This is a genomic window from Novosphingobium resinovorum (genome assembly GCF_036352595.1).
In the GTDB taxonomy this organism is placed as follows: domain Bacteria; phylum Pseudomonadota; class Alphaproteobacteria; order Sphingomonadales; family Sphingomonadaceae; genus Novosphingobium; species Novosphingobium resinovorum_B.
Genome location: NZ_JAZFAX010000006.1, coordinates 41,084 through 61,023 on the forward strand (window position 1 = coordinate 41,084; position 19,940 = coordinate 61,023).

Annotated in this window: 17 protein-coding genes; 6 read left to right on the top strand and 11 right to left on the bottom strand. The window is 66.5% G+C overall.

Features of this window, described 5'->3' with window-relative positions; genetic code table 11:
• Positions 1 to 20 precede the first annotated feature (20 nt).
• A complete protein-coding gene (locus tag V2S85_RS07820) occupies positions 21 to 1,241 on the top strand; it encodes a CynX/NimT family MFS transporter (protein WP_330702301.1) in 1,221 nt (406 codons plus the stop codon).
• A gap of 183 nt (positions 1,242 to 1,424) precedes the next feature.
• Here V2S85_RS07820 and V2S85_RS07825 read toward each other — a convergent pair whose 3' ends face one another.
• Both V2S85_RS07825 and V2S85_RS07830 read right to left on the bottom strand, forming a co-directional pair.
• Positions 1,425 to 3,692, bottom strand: a complete 2,268-nt coding sequence (locus V2S85_RS07825) for a TonB-dependent receptor (protein WP_330702302.1) — start codon at positions 3,690 to 3,692, stop codon at positions 1,425 to 1,427.
• A 268-nt stretch (positions 3,693 to 3,960) separates the two neighbouring features.
• Positions 3,961 to 5,007, bottom strand: coding sequence for a LacI family DNA-binding transcriptional regulator (locus V2S85_RS07830; RefSeq protein ID WP_330702303.1), 1,047 nt, complete (start codon positions 5,005 to 5,007; stop codon positions 3,961 to 3,963).
• Between the two features lie 164 nt (positions 5,008 to 5,171).
• On the opposite strand from V2S85_RS07830, the gene hisD reads away from it, so the two are divergent.
• Complete coding sequence (gene hisD / locus V2S85_RS07835; RefSeq protein ID WP_330702304.1) at positions 5,172 to 6,467, top strand: histidinol dehydrogenase; 1,296 nt, start codon at positions 5,172 to 5,174, stop codon at positions 6,465 to 6,467.
• Between the two features lie 314 nt (positions 6,468 to 6,781).
• On the opposite strand, the gene V2S85_RS07840 is transcribed toward hisD, so the two are convergent.
• Both V2S85_RS07840 and V2S85_RS07845 read right to left on the bottom strand, forming a co-directional pair.
• On the bottom strand, positions 6,782 to 7,036 hold the full coding sequence (locus V2S85_RS07840) for a hypothetical protein (RefSeq protein ID WP_330702305.1): 255 nt from the start codon (positions 7,034 to 7,036) through the stop codon (positions 6,782 to 6,784).
• A gap of 548 nt (positions 7,037 to 7,584) precedes the next feature.
• Positions 7,585 to 8,610 (bottom strand): cupin domain-containing protein, encoded by a 1,026-nt coding sequence (locus V2S85_RS07845; protein ID WP_330702306.1) that lies wholly within the window; start codon positions 8,608 to 8,610, stop codon positions 7,585 to 7,587.
• Positions 8,611 to 8,791: 181 nt separating this feature from the next.
• Here V2S85_RS07845 and V2S85_RS07850 point away from each other — a divergent pair, with 181 nt between their 5' ends.
• The 3 genes from V2S85_RS07850 to V2S85_RS07860 all read left to right on the top strand — a co-directional run bounded on the left by V2S85_RS07850 (position 8,792) and on the right by V2S85_RS07860 (position 12,046).
• Positions 8,792 to 9,523 carry an alpha/beta hydrolase gene (locus V2S85_RS07850; RefSeq protein ID WP_330702448.1) on the top strand — a complete coding sequence of 244 codons (732 nt, stop codon included), beginning with the start codon at positions 8,792 to 8,794 and terminating at the stop codon, positions 9,521 to 9,523.
• Positions 9,524 to 9,552: 29 nt separating this feature from the next.
• Positions 9,553 to 10,698 (top strand): ester cyclase, encoded by a 1,146-nt coding sequence (locus tag V2S85_RS07855; RefSeq protein WP_330702307.1) that lies wholly within the window; start codon positions 9,553 to 9,555, stop codon positions 10,696 to 10,698.
• 73 nt (positions 10,699 to 10,771) lie between these two features.
• Positions 10,772 to 12,046 carry an MFS transporter gene (locus tag V2S85_RS07860; protein ID WP_330702308.1) on the top strand — a complete coding sequence of 425 codons (1,275 nt, stop codon included), beginning with the start codon at positions 10,772 to 10,774 and terminating at the stop codon, positions 12,044 to 12,046.
• Positions 12,047 to 12,178: 132 nt separating this feature from the next.
• Here V2S85_RS07860 and pcaF read toward each other — a convergent pair whose 3' ends face one another.
• Genes pcaF through V2S85_RS07875 form a run of 3 tightly spaced genes read right to left on the bottom strand, consistent with a single transcriptional unit; the run spans position 12,179 to position 14,750 of the window.
• Positions 12,179 to 13,387: a 3-oxoadipyl-CoA thiolase gene (pcaF, locus tag V2S85_RS07865; protein ID WP_330702309.1), complete on the bottom strand. Its 1,209-nt coding sequence runs from the start codon at positions 13,385 to 13,387 to the stop codon at positions 12,179 to 12,181.
• Between the two features lie 23 nt (positions 13,388 to 13,410).
• Positions 13,411 to 14,046 (bottom strand): 3-oxoacid CoA-transferase subunit B, encoded by a 636-nt coding sequence (locus V2S85_RS07870; RefSeq protein ID WP_330702310.1) that lies wholly within the window; start codon positions 14,044 to 14,046, stop codon positions 13,411 to 13,413.
• A gap of 14 nt (positions 14,047 to 14,060) precedes the next feature.
• On the bottom strand, positions 14,061 to 14,750 hold the full coding sequence (locus V2S85_RS07875) for a 3-oxoacid CoA-transferase subunit A (protein WP_330702311.1): 690 nt from the start codon (positions 14,748 to 14,750) through the stop codon (positions 14,061 to 14,063).
• Between the two features lie 122 nt (positions 14,751 to 14,872).
• Between V2S85_RS07875 and V2S85_RS07880 the strand changes: the two genes are divergently transcribed.
• Positions 14,873 to 15,628, top strand: a complete 756-nt coding sequence (locus tag V2S85_RS07880) for an IclR family transcriptional regulator domain-containing protein (protein WP_330702312.1) — start codon at positions 14,873 to 14,875, stop codon at positions 15,626 to 15,628.
• A gap of 164 nt (positions 15,629 to 15,792) precedes the next feature.
• Here V2S85_RS07880 and V2S85_RS07885 read toward each other — a convergent pair whose 3' ends face one another.
• The 4 genes from V2S85_RS07885 to V2S85_RS07900 form a co-directional block, all read right to left on the bottom strand.
• Positions 15,793 to 16,548 carry a hypothetical protein gene (locus tag V2S85_RS07885; protein ID WP_330702313.1) on the bottom strand — a complete coding sequence of 252 codons (756 nt, stop codon included), beginning with the start codon at positions 16,546 to 16,548 and terminating at the stop codon, positions 15,793 to 15,795.
• 39 nt (positions 16,549 to 16,587) lie between these two features.
• Complete coding sequence (locus V2S85_RS07890; RefSeq protein WP_330702314.1) at positions 16,588 to 18,321, bottom strand: DUF4153 domain-containing protein; 1,734 nt, start codon at positions 18,319 to 18,321, stop codon at positions 16,588 to 16,590.
• 99 nt (positions 18,322 to 18,420) lie between these two features.
• The gene (locus V2S85_RS07895; RefSeq protein WP_330702315.1) at positions 18,421 to 19,239 is read right to left on the bottom strand and encodes a hypothetical protein; all 819 of its coding nucleotides are present in this window, start codon (positions 19,237 to 19,239) and stop codon (positions 18,421 to 18,423) included.
• Between the two features lie 11 nt (positions 19,240 to 19,250).
• Positions 19,251 to 19,856, bottom strand: coding sequence for a hypothetical protein (locus V2S85_RS07900; RefSeq protein WP_330702316.1), 606 nt, complete (start codon positions 19,854 to 19,856; stop codon positions 19,251 to 19,253).
• Positions 19,857 to 19,940: the final 84 nt, after the last annotated feature.

The window sequence follows — 19,940 nt, forward strand, 5'->3', positions numbered from 1 at the left end:
CGCCCGAAAGGGATCGCCCGATGAACACCCGTCTGCTCGTCTACATCGTGCTCCAGGCGCTGTGCCTCATGTACTTCCTGCTTTCGGCGGGAACGTTCAACTCGCTGGGCATGGTCCTGCCCTCGATGGTCGAGGCGTTCGGGATGAGCTGGGCGCAGGCGGGCTTCGGCTTCACCCTGCTGGGTACCGCCTGCGGCATCGTCAGCCTCGCCCCGGCGCTGACCATCCGCAAGCTGGGGGTCGGCCGCACGCTCGCCCTCGGGACGGTGCTGCTGTTCCTGGCCTTCGCGCTGCTCTACACCGCGCAAGGGGTATGGAGCTACTACCTCGCCACCACGCTGCTGGGCATCGGCTACTGCTTCTGCGGCACCGTGCCCGCCGTCCACGTCCTGTCGAGCACCTTCCGCCGCCGCTCGACGGTGCTGGGGCTGTACTTCACCATCGGCAACCTCGGCGCCGTGGCGGGTCCGCTGCTGTGGTACGGCACCCAGTCGGCCGGGTTCGACTGGCGGTTCTACTGGCTGCTGTTCGCCGTCGCCTCGGTGTTCGTGGGCGGCTTCTGCACGCTGACCGCCGGGCGGCTGCGTCTTCACGCGCCGCAGGAACAGGCCCCGACGCCGGGCGGTCCGGTGCAATGGACGGTCCGCAGCGCGCTGGGCACCGTGCAGTTCTGGGTCGTCGTCTTCGCCTATACCGCCTGCCTCGCGATCAACACGACGACGCACAGCTTCGCCTACCAGCACCTGATGGAGCACGGCATCGGCGCCGACCGCGCCTCGCAGCTCATCAGCCTCTCGGCGCTGGTCTGCGCGATCGGCTCGGCACTGGCGGGCGTGGCGGGCGAGAAGACCCCGGCGCGGGTGCTGACGATGGTGTCGCTGGGCTGCCTGGGCGTCTCCGCCGCCACGCTGGCGCTGGCCGACGGCCCGCTTTCGCTCATCCTCTGGATGGTCGCCTTCGGCGGCGGCCTCGGCTTCAGCTACGTCGGCACGGCGATGCTGCTGCAATCCTACTTCGGCCAGCGCGCGGCGCTCGAACTCTACTCGATCATGATGGCGGTATCGACGTCCGCCGCGATCGGCCCGGCGCTGGGCGGCGCGATCAGGGATCAGACCGGCAGCTTCGCGGGCATCTTCTATGCCCTCGCGGCCTTGAGCGCCGTGCTGCTCTGCGCGGTCGCGGTCCTGCGCAAGCCCGGCGAGCGCACCGCCGCGACGGCGACGGCGGTGGCAGCAGAATAGGAAACCGTCATCCCGGCGCAGGCCGGGACCGCGGGCTGTCTTTGGAAGTGAAACGTCATTGCGAGCGAAGCGAAGCAACCCAGGGCAGTTTAACACTGCCCCGGGTTGCTTCGCTTCGCTCGCAATGACGAAGGGTGGGTTGCCCCAATGATGCGCCCCCTCCCCGTGGGGAGGGGGCTGTCATCAGAACTTCGTACCCACGCGGATGCCGTAAGTACGCGGCGCCGCGTAGGACACCTGGATGCGCTGGCGGCGACCGATCACGCCGCTCAGCAGCACCGCCTTGTTGGTCAGGTTGTCGCCGTAGGCCTCGACATACGTGCGATCGTCCGAACTGCTCCAGCGCAGCGAGGCGTCGAACTTGTCGTAGGCGCCCTGCCGGTCGAGCACGGTGTTGCGGTCGGTGGTGTAGTAGCTGCTCGAATGCAGCCACGATCCCATCGGCGACAGCATGCCCGCCGTGCCCAGGTCGATGTCGTAGGACACCGCCAGCGTCGTCTTCAGCTTGGGCGACTGCGGGATGCGGTTGCCCTTCAGGTTCAGCGACACCGGGTCGGTGCCGTCGGACAGCCCGTAGAAGTTGTTGCCGCTGACGTAGCTGGTGTACTCGGCGTTCATCAGCGCCACGGTCGCATCGATGTGCAGCGGCTGCACCGGGTTCAGCCGGACCGCCAGTTCGCCGCCGTAGCTGCGCGCCTTGCCCGCCGAGCCGAAGTACGAGACCAGCGGCGTGTAGATGTTGATCTGCAGGTTGCTGAACTTGTTGTAGAAGAACGAGGCCTCGACCTGGCCCAGCCCGCCCAGGATGCGGCTCTTGAAGCCCGCTTCGTAGGCATCGACCTTCTGCGGCGCGTAGGACTGCGGGATAAGCGGATTGCCGCCGCTGTCGTTGACGCCGCCCGAGGCGAAGCCGGTCGATGCGGTGGCGTAGATCATCGTGTTGCGATCGACGGTGTACTGCAGACCCGCGCGCCAGGTCCAGCTGTCGAAGCTGGGCGAGCCGCTGGTGACGACGTAGGGCGTGGTGAAGTCGTACGTCCCCGGAGGCGCATCGGCATAGTCGGAGAAGACGAAGCTCTTCTTCTCGTGCGAATAGCGGATGCCGCCGATCAGCTTGAGCTTGTCCGGCACGATCGCATAGCTGGCCTGCCCGTAGAACGCGAGCGCCTCGACCCCGATGTCCGAGTCCGCCTTGAAGCCGTTGGTGGTGGCGTTCGGGGCGGTCACCTTCTGCTGGTAGGTCTCGAAGATGTCGTCCTTGAGGTAGTAGGCGCCGACGATCCATTCCAGCGGGCTGCGGCTGTTCGATGCCAGCTGCACTTCCTGCGAGAACGCCTTGGACTTGGTGTTCGGCTCCTGGATGCCCGAACCGTAGCCGTAAGCCTCGAACACTTCGCTCGACTGGTCGTTGTCGGCGCTGCGGTGCGCGGTGAAGTGGGTGTAGCCGGTGATCGAGCTGACCGTCGCGAAGCCGAGGTCGTAGGCGACCTTGCCCGAGATATAGTCCTCGGCGACATGTTCGAAGGGCTGGTAGTCCCAGTCGTTGGTCCAGGCGCCGCCGGTGACGGGAACGCCCACGTCGCGGCCGGCAAGGTTGGGGCTGCCGTTGGGCACCGAGGGGTTCACCGCCACGCCCGATCCGTTGATCGACTGGTAGCCGGTGGCGGTGTTGATGAGCGTGCCGGCGGTCTTGTAGCCGTAGGAGCCCGCACCCGCATCGTCGCGGCGCCACGTTCCGGCGTGGATGGTGACCTCGAGGCGGTCGTCCGGCTTCCACTTGAGTGAGAGGCGCTGGGCGTTCTCGTTCAGGTCGTTGAGGACGATGCCCGGCGTGGTCGACTTCACATAGCCGTCATGGCGCTGGAACACGCCGGCGATGCGGACCTGCAGGGTGTCGCTGACCGGGATGTTGACGAAGCCGTCGATGCGGGCGGAATCGAAGTTGCCCTTGTCGAGGTTGACCCCGGCGGCGAATACGTCGGTCGGCTCGGACGTGACGACGCTGATGTTGCCGCCGAAGGTGTTGCGCCCGTAGAGCGTACCCTGCGGACCGCGCAGCACTTCGACCCGCGCGATGTCGAACAACGGAATGCTCTGCTGCTGGGTGCGGCTCTGGTAGACGCCGTCGAGGTAGAAGCCGATGACCGGGTCGGTCTGCGCGCTGACCAGGCTGGTGCGCACGCCGCGGATCGCCGGGAACGAGTCAGAGCCCTGAGAACCCCAGGTGAAGCCCGGCGTCGCCAGTTCCACCTTGGACACGTTCTGCGCGCCGAGCCGCTGGAGCGCATCGCCCGAAAGCGCGGTGACGGCGACCGGAACGTCGAGCAGACGCTCGCTGCGGCGCTGCGCGGTGACGACGATGTCCCCGCTGGTATTGACGGGTTCAGCCGCCTGCGGGGCGGTGCCGGCGTCCTGGGCCGCCGCGGGCATCGCCGCGAAAGCCAGGGCCATGAACGAAACTCCCCTGATAAAACGAGTGTGCATGTTTATCCCTCATATGCCCTCGAACTGCATTGGAAGGTATCGGTGGTTTCGCACCCTGTCCATGAATTTTTGCATTCGAAGTCATATTTCGTTCAAGCGATGCGCGCCCTGTATCCTCCCAGACATTTTCATATAAACGGCAGATAAGGGGCCAGCGATGTTGCCAATGCCTGCAGATAAAGGCGAGGCATGACAAATCCAGCCTCAATATATCGCAGATTAATTGGTATCGAATTCAATCGCTCTGTTCTGCAATCCGCGCGCTGCTTCCCCGCTCCAGACTGCCGCTGAACAGGCGCTGTTCGGGCGGCGCGGAGGCATCCTCGATGCGTTTTACCAGCAGCTCGATTGCCGCATCGGTCATCCGCCGCACCGGCTGGCGCACGGTAGTGAGGTCGTATGCACCGAGCCGCGATGCGCCCGATCCGTCGAAGCCGACGATCGAGAGATCCTGCGGCACCGACAGCCCGAGGTCGATTCGCGCCGCATCCATCGCCCCGATCGCCATCATGTCGTTGACCGAGACCACCGCCTCGCACCCGCTGGCGTGCAGTTCGCGCATGGCGGCGCGCCCGCTTTCGTATGTGAAATCCCCGCGGACTTCGGGCACTTGCGTCACTCCGCCCTGCATCAGCGCCATCAGCGCGGCCCCGCGCCGTTCCTCGGCGACGTAGTTGTCCTGGGGGCCGGAAATCAGCCCGAAGCGCCGGTGCCCCGCCGCCAGCAGCCGTCCGACAAGGTCGCGCTCACCCTCCACCGAGTCGCAGCGCACGGAGGCGGCGCCGCTGGCGACGCGGTTGTAGAGCACCACCGGCACCCGGTGCTCGGTGAACTGCGCCACTTGCGCGGGCGAAAGCCGCGCGGCCGAGATCACCCCGTCCACCGAATGCCGCCAGATCTGGTCGAGCACGCCGTCGACCTCACTCTCCTGCGACAGCGCGAACAGCAGCACGCGGAAATCCTTGTCGCTCAGCCGCGCGCCCAGTTCGGCCAGCACTTCCGGGTAATAGAAGTTCGTCCGCGCCGAGATGATGACCGCAACGATGTTGGTGCGCCGGGAAATCAGCGCCTGCGCCAGCGCATTGGGCTTGTAGCCGATTTCCGCCGCCACCTTGAGGATCAGTTCGCGCTTGGCCGGGGCGATCGAGGCATTGGGCGCGAAGCAGCGCGACACCGCTGACTGCGAAACCCCGGCGATGCGCGCCACGTCGTAGGAGGTCGGGCGGCGGCCGTCTTCCATGCCGGCGGACTTGAGCTTCTTGGTCGATCGGGGCTTGGGCATGAAACGTCCGTAACTGCGCGGAAAACCGAGGTCTAGCGGCCTGCGCGCGCTACTGCAAATGCAACGCAGCAGGCATCCGGCGTTTTGCAGCGTGACATTTGAATTCGAATGCAATAAATGTCACTCCCGTCGTATCAAAGACACGCCCACGGGGAGCCCTATCCATGACCGATGCGCCGCACGGATTTTCCGAGACCACAACGTACATCAAGGCGCCCGCGCGCGACCAGATCACCGACAGCGGCGATGTCGCCGGGCTCGTCGCCCGCGTGCTGGCCGACGTGCGCGCCGAGGGCGATGCCGCCGTGCGCCGCTACAGCGCCGAATTCGACAAGGCCGAACTCGACCGCTTCGAGGTCAGCCCGGCCGAGCGTCAGGCCGCGCTCGACGAACTCGATCCGCAGACCCGCGCCGACACCGAATTCGCGATCGACAACGTGCGCCGCTTCGCCGAAGCGCAACTGGGCACGATCCTGCCGCTGGAGATCGAGCCGATACCCGGCCTGCACCTCGGCCACCGGGTGATCCCAATCGACCGCGTCGGCGCCTATGTGCCCGGCGGCCGCTTCCCGCTGCTCTCCGCGCCGATCATGACGATCGTGCCCGGCAAGGTCGCGGGCTGCGCCGAAGTCGTCGCCTGCCTGCCGCCCAACGCCCACCGCGCGATGATCGCGGGCTGCCATCTTTCGGGCGCCGATCGCATCTTCCGCATCGGCGGCGCGCAGGCGATCGCGGCGATGGCCTACGGCACCGAGAGCGTGCCGCAGGTCAACAAGATCATGGGCCCCGGCAACGCCTTCGTGAACGAGGCCAAGCGGCAGGTCTTCGGCCCCGTCGGCATCGACCAGTTGGCAGGGCCTTCCGAGATCTTCGTCGTCGCCGACGCCTCCGGCGATCCCGAACTGATCGCCTGCGACCTGCTGGGCCAGGCCGAGCACGACGTGCGCACCCGCGTCGGCCTCATCACCACCGACCGCGCGCTGGCCGAGGCGACCGTGCGCGAAGTCGAGCGCCAGCTCCAGACCCTCGCCACCGCCAAGGTCGCGGCGGAATCCTGGGAGAACTACGGCGAAGTCGTGCTCTGCGCCGACGAGGCGGCGATGATCGCCTATTCCGACTACGTCGCGGCCGAGCACCTTCAGGTCCATACCGCCGACCCGCACGGCTTCGCGAAGAAGCTGCGCAACTACGGCTCGCTGTTCATCGGCGAGAACGCCAGCGTCGTCTATTCGGACAAGAACGTGGGCACCAACCACACGCTGCCGACGATGGGCGCGGGGCGCTACACCGGCGGGCTATGGGTGGGCTCCTACGTCAAGATCGCCACGCACCAGTGGCTGGAGGACAAGGCCGTCAGCGCCGTCGCCCCCCCGGCGATCCGCCAGAGCGGCAGCGAGGGCCTCGAAGGGCACCAGAAGGCCGCCGCGATCCGCTTCGACCGGCTGAAGCAGCCCGCCTGACACTCCCGTTCGATGCAAGAGGGCGGCTCCGGGAGACCGGGGCCGCCTTTTATGCGTCCGCCAGCGCAAGGTGACAGGTTTACACGGTTTACACGGTCCAGAGGGAAAAGGTGTCACCTTGTGGCGAAAACTGTCACCTTGCGCACCGAATGTGTCACCTTGGACGCAAAAAGTGTCACCTTGCGGCCTCGAAGGTGTCACCTTGCAAGGCTTGGCCGGGCGGCGGCATCTTCGATCGGGCGGGATGGGGAACGGCATTCATGACGAATACCTTACTCACGCCGCTGTAGGAAAATGCCGCGCCTACGCTCCGGTTACCCGGCGTCCGGCCCCGCGCCCAGTGCCGCCTCGATTTCCTCTGCGGCGGCGGTCGCTTCGCCCGCAAGTTTGCGCAAGGCCTGCGCGGTGTCGGCCAGAAGACCGGCGCCAAGGGGGCGCTCGCCATTGATGAACCGGCGGATCGCCCGCTCGTCGATGCCCATCCGGCGAGAGAACGCCGTGGTGCCGCCGAAAAGCTGGACGCAGTAGGCGAAGTGTTCGCGCTGCTCGTCGATCGAAGGTGCTGCCATTGTATCCGCCTGCTGGTTTATCGAGGCCGCCATAGCCGATCCTGCGCGCGAGACAACACGGGCGCGCCATACGGTGGCATGCAAACACAGAACCGAATTTAGTGGTTGGCGGCTTACGCCCCATTCCTCCCCCTTGGGGGAGGGGGACCATGCGAAGCATGGGGGAGGGGCACGCGGTAGATCGCCAGACCTCGATCGGCGGGCATTGGGAAGCGTATCAACGCGATGGCATGCAAACCGAGGGTGCCCCCCCACCACCCTGCGGGTGGTCCCCCTCCCCGTTCCGGGGAGGAACTGACGGCCGCTATCCACCCTTTGCGGCTATCCCCCCGGTTCGTCATTGCGAGCGCAGCGAAGCAATCCAGGGCAGTCTTGAACCGCTCTGGATTGCTTCGCTGCGCTCGCAATGACGAATTTGGTGGATGGGCGGTAGATGACCTCTTCCAGCCCAAAGCTGTTCCACCCACCCAAATCCGACCTCACCAGGCGCGCAGCCTCGACGCAATACGGGGTGCAGGGGTGGTAAACCCCTGCCTTTCCCTTCCCTCTTACCCCGCGTCGAACAGCGGCCGCGCCACGTCCTCGCCGCCGCGTACCACGTAGGCCACGCAAGGGACCGAGGCGGTGTTGCGCAGGGCGTGGGGCAGGCCTACCGGTACGGTCAGGGTGTCGCCCGCGCCCATCAGGATCTCGCCGTGGTCCCAACTCACTTCCAGCGTGCCGGAGTGGACGAAGATCACTTCCACCTCGCGGCGGCTGTGGCGCGGCACGTAGGCGCCGGTCTGGAGCGTCAGCAGGCGCAAGTTGAAGCCGTGCGGCCACCAGCCGCTGATCGGGCCGGGGGCGAAGCCGTCGGCGGTCGGCTGCGGGACGATCAGCCCCGCTTCCTCGACGCCGGGCGCGGCCAGCGGCGAGGCCGGGTTGGCGGCGACGTCGGCGAAGCGCACCACGCATTCGGCCAGCTTTTCGAGTGGCGGGGTGCGCAGCTGTGCAAGGTCGTCCTCGCTCAGCGGGGCTTCCAGTTCGGCTTCACGCAAGGTGTAGTCGCCGTCGCTGGTGTCGATCAGGGTGCCACCCTTGGTCAGCTTGAGGCCGAAGTCGGCGGCGGATTCGAATACGGCGGGCGCCCAGGTGACTTTGCCGGGATCGTCCTGACCAAGCACCACCCAGAGGAAGCCGACGCCCTCGTCCAGCTTTTCGAAGCCGCGGAACATGCGGGTGGGGACCGAGCAAACGTCGCCCGGCGCGATGTCGAGCGTGCCGTCCTCGCGGTTGGGGCCGAAGATCAGGCGCCAGTGGCCCGAGTGGACGACGAAGACTTCCGCCGTCTCGTGGCTGTGCTGCGAGTTGACGCAGCCTTCGGGCTGGCGCGCGGCGCCGACGTTGAAGCCGTGCGGCTCGGTGATGTGAACGAACTGGTCGGCGCTTTCGGACACGCCCGCGCCGATGATCGTGAAGTTCTCCTTCTCGGTCGAGCCCGGCGTGCGGGTGTCGATGAAGGCGGTGCGGCAAGGCACGAGGTCTGCGTAGCGCACGAGGCGCTGGGCCATCGCTTCGCGAGTCCACTCGGTCACGTCATACTCCTCAATAGGGTCTTCGATGCGGAGCGCTTTCCTCTCCCGATGAATCACGCTTGCATTCGAATTCAATCGTGGTACGTCATGGGCACCGCCAGCGCAAGCCATGACGCGCCTGCGGCACGAAAATTGATCGAGAGGGCCAGCAATACGGCCCCACGGGGAGCTGCACTTGACCATGTCCGCCACTGGACGAACAGAGTCGAACTGCCTGCCGCTGGTGCTGCTTGCCGGGACGCTGTGCGACGCGCGGGTGTTTGCGCCGATGCTGCGGCATGCGGCGCTGGCCGGGCGGCCGGTGGTCCATTGTGACATGACCGGCGTGGCATCGGCGCGGGGGCTTGCCGAACGGGCGCTTTCGCAGGTTTCCGGGCGCTTCATTCCGGTCGGCTTCTCGCTGGGCGCGATCGTCGCGCTGGAGATGGCGGTCCTCGCGCCCGAGCGGATCGCCGCCATGGCATTGATCGCCGCCAACGGGCGCGACGTGCCTGAGGCAGATCACGCCGCCCGCCGCGCCGCCGCAGCCACCGATCCGGGAGTGCTGGTCGGCGAAGTGCTGTGGGAGCGCTCGGTCGCGGCCGGGGCGCGCCATGACAGCGCGCTGAAGGCGACGATCGTGGCGATGGCGCAAAGCCAGCCGCCCTGCACGCTGGCGCTGCAGACCGAAGTTGCCCTCACCCGATCCGACAGGCGGCCGCTGCTGCCCGCCATGCGCATGCCCGCACTGGTGCTGGGCGGGGCCGAGGACCGCATCGCCCCGCCCGAACTGCAGCGCGAACTGGCCGAGGGCCTGCCCGATGCCGAACTCGTGATCGCGCCGGATGCAGGGCATTTCCTGCCGCTCGAATGTCCCGATTTGTGCGCCCGCACGCTGGCCGACTGGCTGGCACACGTGCGGACGCTCGCATAGCATCATCAAGATCATCCCACGGAGGTCACGTGACTGATACCCAAGCCCCCAAGAAGCCCGCGGCACCGCGTACGGAGCTTGCTCCCAGCGACGGCGAAACGGGCCGCGTCCTGCAGGTCGAGCGGCGCGACTTCACCCAGCTGGTGCCCGAAGGGCGCAAGCGTGTGCAGTCGATGCGCGGCTTCGACGAATGCTATACCGACATCGTCGACTACATCATCCGCTGCACCCACCGCATCTGGGACGAGCGCGACGTCGGCCTGATCTACACGCACTACACGCATAACTGCGTCGCCTACACCACGATGGGCACGATGTACGACCGCGAGACGCACATCCGCGACACCATCCAGCGCCTCGTCGAGTTCCCCGACCGGCGCGGCATGGCGCAGCAGGTGATCTGGAACGGGGACGATGTGAACGGCTTCTACACCAGCCACATGACGCACGGCCTGGGTCGCCACACCGAGCCGGGTTCCTGGGGCAAGCCGACCGGCCGCACCTACTGCACCCGCACCGTCGCCGACTGCATGATCCTGGAGAACAAGATCTACAAGGAGTGGATCGTGCGCGACAACATGGGCCCGCTGATCCAGGTCGGCCTCGATCCGCACGTCTTCGCGCAAGGGATCGCGCGGAAGAAGTTCGATCTCGGCGAAACCGTGCTCGACCTCACCGAGAACCGCCGCCTGCTCGGCCAGTACCCGCCCGAGAGCGAGGCCGACCTGTCGATCGCGCACAATGCGGGCGAGGAGCAGCTGCTCGAATGGCTGCACCACATCTACAACAAGCGCATGTTCGGCAAGATCCACGAGATCTACGCGCCCAACTGCCAGTGGCACGGGCCGCTGATGCGCGAGCTGTACGGCGTCGCATCGGTGCTGCACCAGACCATGCGCCTCGTCGCGCTGCTGCCCGACTGCTCGTTCGTGCCGCAGCACATCGCCTCGGTCGACAGCGAGGAAGGCGGCACCAAGTACGCGGTGCGCTGGGTGATGGACGGCCACCACCTCGGCTACGGCTCGCTGGGCGCGCCGACCGGGCATCACTTGTTCGTGATGGGCGTGACGCACTTCCACGTGAAGGACGGCAAGATCGTCGACGAATGGGTGGTCTACGACGAGCTGTCGATGCTGGTGCAGCTCAAGCTGGCGGCGATCCAGGCGGCGGCCTGAGTTCAACAGGGCCGCGTGCAAGGCGCGGCCCTCCTGCCTTTCCGCCACACTCCATCCATGACCGGAGCCGTGCATGCCCATCGCCGCCCCTCTCGCGCCTGAAGGCGTCATCACAGTCGAGCCGGTCGATCGGATCGCGCATCCCCCCATGCCCGGCATGGGGCGGCAGGCGGCGATCTTCGCGCTGCTGCTCGCCTGCGAGTTCCTCTACGGCTGGGCATGGAACACGGTGGACGTGCTGCGCCCGTTCATCCGCGCCTCGCTGAACCTCTCGCTGATCGAGGCGGGATCGGCCTATTCGGCGCAAGGGGCGGGCGCGCTGGTGGGCGCGATCATCGCCGGGCAGCTCGCCGATCGCTTCGGACGGCGGCGGACTTTCGCCCTGGTGGTGCTGGGCTATGGCACGATGCTGATCGCGGGGGTCGCCGTCGGCAGCTACCCGATGCTGCTGGCCCAGCGCTTCCTGCTCGGCGCCTTCGCGGGGGCGAGCTTTCCGGTCGGCGTCGGCATCTACGTCAACTTGTTCCACCCGGCGCTGCGCGGGCGACTGGCGGGGACGATGAACGCGTTCTTCAGCTTCTCGATCGTGGCGCTGGGGCTGGCGATGGGGGCGGTGGCGCCGGGTGACTGGAAGCTGCTGTTGTGGATCGGCGGCCTGCCGACGTTCGCGCTGGCCTTCGGGATGCTGTGGCTGATCCCGAGGGGCTGCGCGATCGATCTGGCCGGAGAAAAGGTCGCGAAGCTGCCGATCGGCGAACTCTTCGCGCCCGATGTGCGGCGCCAGACGCTGATGCTGGCGGCGATGACCGGCCTCAACTTCTTCGGCTACGCCGCCTACAGCGGGTGGCTGACCACGTACCTGTCGGGCGAACGCGGCTTCGATGCGGCGACGGCGGGCCAGCTGGTGGCCTGGCAGTTCGCGGGCAACATCGCCGGCGGATTCTTCTGGGGCTGGACCGCCGACCGCTTCGGCCGCCGGTTCAACGCGATCGGCTTCCTGATCGCCGCCGCCGCGATCCTCGTCTACCTCTCGGTTCCCTCGAACGTGCTGGTGTTGCAGCTGGTCGGCCTCGTCTACGGCGCGGCGCTGTGTTCGAGCGTGACCTGGGGCCCGTGGCTGGCCGAGCTGTACCCGCCGCACCTGCAATCGACGGCGGCCTCGATCTTCAACTGGGGCCGGATCATCAGCTTCTTCGCCCCACTGATAACCGCGCAGATCGCCGGAAGCTTCGGCATGGCCGCCGCGATGGGCTCGGCCAGCGTGGCCTTCACCCTCGCTGCCGCTCTCTGGCTGGCCCAGCGCGAGACGCTGCCGGCGAAACTCCAGGGGCTTGGCCCCGGCATTTGAAGGTCTTCAGCCGGCGCCCATAATGGTAACGCCTTTGATCGATAATCCGGATAGGGCGGTTATCGGCTTCGCGATCGACCAGAAGCCAGACCACGTCGGCGAGGAATCCAGCTGCCGCCGTGGCCCCGGCCGTCAGGCCCGTTCCACCGCGAGGGCAAGACCCATTCCGACACCGATGCAAAGGGTCGCAAGGCCACGCTTGCCGCCGGTCCTTTCCAACTGATGCACCAGCGTCATTGCGAGCCGGGCGCCGGACATGCCCAGCGGATGGCCGAGCGCGATTGCGCCGCCATTCGGGTTCACATGTGCCGCATCATCAGGCAGGCCGAGACCGCGCAGCACGGCAATGCTCTGACTGGCAAAGGCCTCGTTGAGTTCGATCGCATCGAAGTCGCCGAAGCCCAGGCCCAGGTGCGCCAGCAGCTTCTGCGTCGCGGGCAGCGGGCCGATGCCCATCACCCGTGGTTCGACGCCAACCGAAGCCATCCCCAGGATGCGGGCGCGCGGGGTCAGTCCGTTCGCCTTGGCCGCTGCCTCGCTGGCAATAATCATGGCCGCCGCGCCGTCATTGATGCCCGATGCATTGCCCGCGGTCACGGTGCCGTCCGGCCCGAACAGGGGCTGCAGCTTCGCCAGTGCCTCGATCGAGCTGTCCGAGCGTGGATGCTCGTCGATGCTGACGTCCAATGTTTCACCGCGCTTCTTGCCAGGCACGGAGACCGGGATAATTTCATCGGCAAGGAAACCGCTGGCTCGGGCCGCCGCCGCTCGCTGCTGACTGCGCAGGGCGAAGGCATCCTGGTCGGCACGACTGATGCCGTAATCCTGCGCCACATTCTCGCCGGTGCGCGGCATGGTTTCCGTGCCATAGAGCGCCTGGAGGGCGGGGTTGACGAAGCGCCATCCCATCGTGGTGTCCTCGATCTTCTGGTTGCGGCCGAAAGCGCTTTGCGCCTTGCCCATGACGAAAGGCGCGCGTGTCATACTCTCGACCCCGCCGGCGATCGCCAGTGCCATTTCCCCCGATCGGATCGCCCGAGCCGCTGTGCCGACCGCTTCAAGGCCCGATGCGCACAGGCGATTGAGCGTCACCCCCGGGACTGTGGGGGGCAGGCCGGCGAGCAGCAGGCTCATGCGCGCGACGTTACGATTGTCCTCGCCCGACTGGTTGGCGCAACCATAGAAGACCTCCTCGACAGCGGCAGGATCGAGTCCCGGATTACGGGCGAGCAGAGCCTTCATCGGCAATGCGCCCAGATCGTCCGCGCGGACATTGGCCAGTATTCCGCCATAACGGCCGATCGGCGTACGAACCGCGTCGCAGATGAAGGCGTCGGTCATGATTTCATCCTCTTCGTTCTTCGTCAGGCGGCCAGCTTCACGCCGGTCAGCTCGCGCAGGGCCTCGATCGAAAGGCCATCGACGATCTCGACAACGCGCGCGCCATCGGGGCCGACATCGAACACGGCAAGGTCGGTATAGATGCGTGACACGCAGCCCAGGCCGGTCAGGGGGTAGGTGCAGGCCTCGACGAGCTTGCTCTCGCCTTGCCTGGTCAGCAGTTCCATCATCACCAAGGTCTGCTTGGCGCCAATCGCGAGGTCCATTGCTCCCCCCACTGCCGGGATCGCATCAGGCTCTCCCGTATGCCAGTTGGCGAGGTCGCCCCGGACCGACACCTGGAATGCGCCCAGCACGCAGATGTCCAGATGGCCGCCGCGCATCATCGCGAAACTGTCCGCATGGTGGAAGAAACAGCCGCCAGCGAGCAGGGTCACCGGCTGCTTGCCGGCGTTGATCAACTCCCAGTCCTCTTCGCCCGGAGCTGGCGCGGGGCCCATTCCGAGCAGGCCGTTCTCACTCTGAAGAAAGATGTCGCGTTCCTGGGGCAGGTAATTCGCCACTTTGGTCGGCAGGCCGATGCCCAGGTTGACATAGGCGCCTTCGGGGATGTCGCGGGCGACACGGGCCGCCATCTGGTCACGGGTCAGTCGGATCATGGTGCGTCTCCCTCTCAGGCCGCAAGTGCGTGGCTGGTGGTGGATGCGATCTGGACGACGCGCTGGACGAAGATCCCCGGGCTCACCACGATCTCGGGGTCGATCGCGCCGAGTTCGACGATCTCGCTGACCTGTGCGATGGTGGTAGTCGCGGCCATCGCCATGATCGGGCCGAAGTTGCGCGCCGTCTCGCGATAGATCAGATTGCCCCATCGATCGCCCTTGTGGGCCTTTATGAGCGCGAAATCGGCCTTGATCGGATATTCCAGGACATAGTGCCTGCCGTCGATCTCGCGCGTTTCCTTGCCCTCTGCCAGGAGCGTGCCGTATCCGCTGGGGGTGAAGATCGCTCCCAGTCCAGCGCCTGCCGCCTGGATGCGCGCGGCAAGATTTCCCTGAGGAACCAGTTCCAGCTCGATCCGGCCAGCCCGATACGCGGCGTCGAAATGGTGCGAGTCCGACTGGCGTGGGAAAGAGCAGATGATCTTCCTGACACGGCCTGCCTTGATGAGCGCGGCCACTCCGGCCTCGCCGTTGCCCGCGTTGTTGTTGATGATGGTGAGATCGCCGACCCCGCGGGCAATCAGGGCGTCGATCAGTTGGTCTGGCATTCCCGCTGTGCCGAAACCGCCGATCATCACCGCAGCTCCGGACTGGATGTCTGCGACCGCCGCGGCGGCCGATGCGACTTCCTTGTCGATCATGGCAAGTCCCTTCCCGTTCTTGAGGCAGACGGATTGAATTGATTCATCCCTTGTTGCGGTCAACCGATAAACGGTATATTGTGCGATTATCGGACGATTATTAGTGAAAGATGGCGGAACGAGTGAGCGATCCCGACTTCATGGAAACCCTCGCTCGCGGTCTGGCCGTGCTGCGCTGCTTCGGAGAGAAGCAGCAGCCCATGACGATTGCGCAGGCGAGCCATGAGACAGGTTTGAGCAGGGCATCCGTTCGTCGATGCCTTCATACCCTGACCCAACTGGGATATGCCGCACAGGAAGGGCCGAACTACATGCTTCGGCCAAAAACCCTTGCGCTTGGCTATGCCTATCTTTCTTCAAACACACTTGTCGCCAAGGCCCAGCCTATCCTGGAACAGCTTCGCGACGAGCTTCACGAGTCCTGCTCGCTCGGTGTGATCGAAGAGGACGAAGTCTATTATGTCGCGAGAGCTGAGTCCTCGCGGATCATCTCGATCGCTCTTCGGGCAGGAAGCCGCCTGCCGCTCTACGCGACCTCGATGGGCCGGGTCTTGCTCGCCGGCTCGTCGGCGGAGGAACGCGATGCCTATTTTCGCAAGACCAGGCTTGTTCCGCTTACGCCCCATACCGTCACTGATCGCCGGCGGCTGGAGGCCATACTCGATCAAGTGGCGGAGGAGGGGTTCGCACTCGTGGACCAGGAACTGGAAGTGAGCCTTCGATCGATCGCGGTTCCGGTGGTCGGACGCAAAGGCGTCGCCGCTTCCATCAATATCGGGACACAGGCGGATCGTATCACCGCTGCCGAGCTGCGGACCCGGTTCCTGCCCACGCTGAGGCGCGGTGCACGCGATCTGTCGGCAATGGGAAGCTTTTGACGCCAGTGTGATTGTCCCGGCTCGGGCTATCGGCCGCAGCGTGGAGCTTGGCCGGCTTGGAACCGTCATGGTCGTCACCGACAGCGCCATGTCTGCCGAAAGTCCCTGCGCGCTGGGCGGCGAGCCGTTCTTCCGGATCGCCGTTCAGCCTTGGGCGGACGGCGTCAGGGAACCGTGAAATCCTCGCAAGGAGGCAGCGGCGCATCGGGCCGGTAGGTGCGGGCCACGGCATCGAAGGTATAGCGGCGGCTGTACGTGCAGGCCGTGTCGGTTTCCTCGACGAGATCCGCACTGGTCAGCGCGGGCATCGCCAGCGAGTCCGCATTGCGGCTGACACCGCGCGGAAAGTTGGTGGCCTTCACCACCAGCATCAGATCCGGCATGCCGCCGTGGGTCTTGGCGTGCGTATCGGGGGCGGGCTTCAGCGTGCTCGTCAGCGCATATTGATCGGCGCAGGCATCGCGCCGCTGCTTCCTGTCCTTTTCGTCGAAGCAGGCGCGGATCGAGATGTCGCTGCTGTACGGCGCCTCCATCACGGTTACCGGCTCGCGCTCCTGATTTTGGCCCCAGCGCACCAGCATCAGGCGCTGGAGGATCACTTCGGCATTGCCGCCGGAGTACATCTGGCTGCGCCGCACACCGACCCCGATGAGAACGCCGCTGCCATCGCGCAGGCGCAGCACCGAAGGAAGGGGGAGGAACCGGTCGTCGTCCTGCTCCTTCTTCGCGGTCCATTGCGCGACCGGCTTGCCGTCTTGAGTGACAGCGAAGGCACCCTCGCGCGTGCCGCTGACGCACAGGCCCCCCTCGGCGGTGCACAGCGGGGCATCCTTGCCCGCCTGCGTCAGCGGCTCGAAGCTTTGACCTGTCGTCGCTTGCGAGGCGGCAAGGGCGGCGGCCATCATCAGGATCGGGGGCATGGGCTTACCTCAGGCTGCTTGGGGGGAAGGGAATGCGGCTCATTCGAAGGTCTCGCCGAGCGGCAGGCCATCCACATAGACCTGGCGGCGAGTGACGGTGCGCACTTCCACCTTGCCGGCGGCGACGCCTTCGCGGATGCGATCACCCTGCTTCTCGCTGCGCACCGGATTTCTGTCGTCAGCTTTCCAGGCATCGCCGTCCAGGCGATAGAGGCTCGTGCCGCTGCTGGTGACGATCACCGCCTCGCGGCTTCCCGGCTCATGCCGGACCACGCAGGCCTTGGCGGTGTAGCAGGCCGAATAGCCGCTCAATTCCTCGTAAAGCGCAGCCGGCAATTGCGAGCCGTGCGGCAGGACGATGAGATGATCGCGGTTGTAGGGCAGCGGCTTGCGCTCGGGCAGATTGCGCGGTTCGAGCGCATAGCGGTTCGTTTCCCTGAGCGCATGAGCGGCGGCGCTGCGGATGTCCTTGGTACGGCCTTCCTTCGCCAGCCGGGCCACGGCGTCCCTTCCGGCGCGGCCGAAGTCGAAACGCAGGGCAGCCCAGTCGAACTGCTTGAGCGGAACGCGGCCGCTTTCCAGCATCGCCACCTGATCGCGCGCGGACATCGCACCGAAGTTGAGCAGCGGTGTGGCCAGCACCAGCGCCAGCACCGCCAGGCCCATGGCAAGGCGCAGGTTGGCGGTGCGCAAGTACGCCGCCGCCTCCAGCCGCCGATGCGCAAGCGTGACGATGTAGGCGAGGCCGTAGGCGCAGGCGATCCCGGTGAAGATCACCGCCCAAAGCCGGTCGGGTGTCAGGCCGTACTGATGGATGCGCAGGCCGGTGGAGAGCGCCGCGATCAGCGCCAGCGGCAGCATGGACACGCCCAGCGCGCCGACGCTGGTGCGCAGCAGGGGGCTGCGCGCTTCGTGCGGCTGCTCCTCGCCGATCACCGCATTGGCAAGGCACAGCGCGCCGATGATGCAGCTCAGCAGGATCGGACTGGTCGAGCGCGTGGCGCCCCAAAGCGGGGCCAGGCCGGTGAACGGGATCGCCGCGAGGAACACCACCAGCCCGGCCGCCAGCAGCGGCGCGAGGACCGAGAGGATCGTCGTCACCACCCGCTGCATGAGCGCGAGGATACGGTCGCGGTCGCGCAGCATGGCGACGCCCGCGCCCAGCGCGGCACCGCTCAGCGTCAGCATCATCCAGGTCTCGCCCAGCAGTTCGGCGAGGACGACGATGCCGATCAGCTTGAACAGCTGCCCCAGCAGCGTCGCCATCGCCCAGACCACGCCGACGAAGGCCCATGCCGCCAGCCACAGCACCACGTCGGTCCAGGCGTGGCGGTATGCCTCGGGATAGGGGATCGCGCGGTTCAGCGCACCTTCGGCCGGCTGCGCCCCGCGCCAGGCCTGGAACAGCGGCGTCGCGATCGCCACCGCCAGCGCGGCGCTGGCCACCCGCCAGCCATCCTCGCCCTCGCCGAAGGGACCGTTGAAGTAGAGCGTCAGCCCCACCAGCGCGCCGCCGGCGAGCGCGAAGGCGAAGTTCCAGCCCAGCCGCCCGCGTTCGACCAGAAAACCGAACAGCAGCGCGGCCATCGCGATGAAGCTGGCCGCCGCCGCGCGCAAGTCTGCGTGATCGAGGTTCGGCAGGTACTTGTCGGGCCGCATGATCCAGTAGATCAGCAGCCCGGACAATCCGCCCAGCAGCGCAAGGCCCCAGGCGCGCAGCGGCCAGGTGGCGGTTTCGGTGTCCGTTTCATCCGGTGCGGTGAGAATGTTCATGGCCATTTCCTAGCCTCCGGTTGGCCGGTGATCCGCGATCGCCGCGCCGCTGCGGAACGTTTGCGTGGAAGCCGTTTCAGACACCAATGGGATGCTCCGTCACTGCGGGGAATCGGTTTCATAGGCACGGCTGGCGGCATTGAAGCGCCAGAGCGAGCCGTCGGCGGGCTTGGCGCGCCGGGCCTTGCCGTCAGATCCGGGCAGCGTGCCCGTCTGCGTGGACTGCAGTTCCGGCCAGCCGGCGACGGTCTTGCCGGTCAGCGCCAGCTTGCCCCAGGAGCGATAGCACCTCTCCGGCGCGGTCTCCTGGTCGCAGTCGTTCCAGTTGTCGGAGGCATCGACGATCTCGCCGCCGAAGGACCACATGCCGGGCTTTGCCGGGTCGGAGCGGAACAGCGCATGGCCATGCAGGTTCACGCCGCCGCCCACCATCGTCACGGTGGGATAGCCGACCAGCACGCCGCCGCCCGGCAGGGGCTGCTCCAGATAGGCGGCATCGCCGTCGTCGTCGGACATCGAGGGATTGCCGGTATTGTTGACGTAGACCGCGCCGAGATCGACCTGCCGCCCGATCAGCGTCCAGGCGTCGCCGCGCAGTTCGTACGTGACCTGCGCGATCGGCATCTTCGCGGTCGGGCCCAGCAGGTCGCCTGCGCCACCGCGCGGACGGCCGATCGCGATCGCGGTGTAGGTCTTCTTGCCGGTCACCTCGGTGTCGAAGCTGAACCAGTAGGACCATTCCCGGTCGCCGATCGTGCAGGACCGGTCCTGCGCATCGGAGCGGCACAGCGCGGTCATCGCCGCGTTGTAGCTTGGCGGGAACGGATCATGCGCGGCCTGCGCGAGGGCCGGAGACATGCCGAAGGAGAGCATGGAGGCGGCAAGCGCGAGCATGCCTATGATCGCGGTTCTAGTCATGACGGGGTGCCTCAGTTCACGGCGTTCAGGAAGGCGCGCCAGCTTGCCGCCCAGTGCGCGCGGCGCGCCGGGGTGGCGGACTGGACGCTGCACACGTTCAGGAAATTGTCCGCAGTGGCCGGATCTATCGGCTCGCAGGCCCAGATCTGCGCGTCGAGCTGGCGCGGCCAGGATGTGACGACGCTGACGACGGCGTGATCCTCGATGCCGATGAGCAAGTCGAAATCCTCCTCGTTGTCGTCCTTGGACCACATGCAGGCCCCGTCGAAATCGGGGTTCTGGGCCGCCGGCAGCGGGCACGGATCGTTCTGGCCCGGGAACAGCGAGGCGAGGAACGCCTTGCCGGGGCCCTTGGTCACATCGAGATCGGCCGGCGCAAGGGTGCCGAGCGCCATCACCGCCCGATCGGGCGGCGGTGTCGTCAATGCCGAGACGCTGCCGCCGGCTGCGAGCAAGGCGGCTGCGGCGATCACGGGCATGGCGCAGAGGGGTATCTTTCGCACGGCGGGTTCTCCCTTGTCCGACCTTGAGGCGGACCAAGCATGGACGGTGTGCGCGGCAAGCGCCGTCTCCGCGATGCGGCTGACCTGAGCAGGCAGGGCGGGAATCACGGACATGGCCTATCCAAGCTGTTGATTCTGATCGAAGGCCTATCCGACAATTGATCGCCGATCAATTAAATATTCAACGCTGTACATTTT